This window comes from Mycobacterium sp. 852002-30065_SCH5024008 (genome assembly GCF_001665645.1).
Classification (GTDB): domain Bacteria; phylum Actinomycetota; class Actinomycetes; order Mycobacteriales; family Mycobacteriaceae; genus Mycobacterium; species Mycobacterium paraffinicum.
This window is the reverse complement of sequence record NZ_LZSZ01000110.1, coordinates 1-784: the sequence shown is the minus strand read 5'-3', so window position 1 is coordinate 784 and position 784 is coordinate 1. Positions and strand designations below refer to the sequence as shown.

At 65.1% G+C, this 784-nt stretch carries 1 protein-coding gene; it reads right to left on the bottom strand.

Annotated features, from left to right (window positions below):
• Positions 1-784 (bottom strand): condensation domain-containing protein (locus A5781_RS15320; protein ID WP_231990721.1); only part of this gene is annotated, 784 nt, incomplete at both ends.

Below are 784 nucleotides of genomic sequence, written 5' to 3'. Positions count from 1 at the left end.
GCTGCCACAGCGTGTAATCGGCATACTGCACCGCCAACGGCGCCCAGGCCGGGGCCTGGCCTTGAGTGCGGCTGGCATAGGCGATGCCCAGATCCTGTATCAGCGGGGTGATCGACCAGCCATCCGCGACGATATGATGCGCCACCGCCACCAACACATACTCATCCTCGTCGAGGCGGAAAAGCTGGGCCCGCAACGGAATCTCGACCGCCAGATCAAACCGATACCCCGCCACCGCGGCGATGGCCTCCTCGAGCCGCTCGGGCAGCCAGCCGCTGGCATCCACCACGGCCCAACCGAAATCGGCCTGCCCGGCGGGCACTACAACCTGGTGGGGGATTCCGTCGATCGTGGGGAAGATGGTGCGCAGGCTTTCATGGCGGCCCACCACATCACCCAGGGCCACCCCCAACGCATCGGTATCCAGGGGCCCCTGCAGGCGCAGCGCCACAGGCATGTTGTAAACCGCCGACGGGCCCAACAACTGATCGATAAACCACAACCGCGACTGGGCAAACGACAACGGCACCACAGCCGGCCGCTGTTGGATCACCAACGGCGCAAGTCCGCCCCCCTCGGCACTGATGCGGGGTGCTAACTGGGCGATGGTGGGCGCCTCAAAGATGGCCCGCACCGACAAGTCGGTATTCAGGCTGGTGTTGACCGCCGCGATCAGGCGCATCGCCGACAACGAATCTCCCCCCAGTTCGAAGAACGAGTCGTCGACCCCGACGCGTTCGAGTCCGAGGATTTGGGCGTAGATGTCGGCCAGGATTTCCTCGGC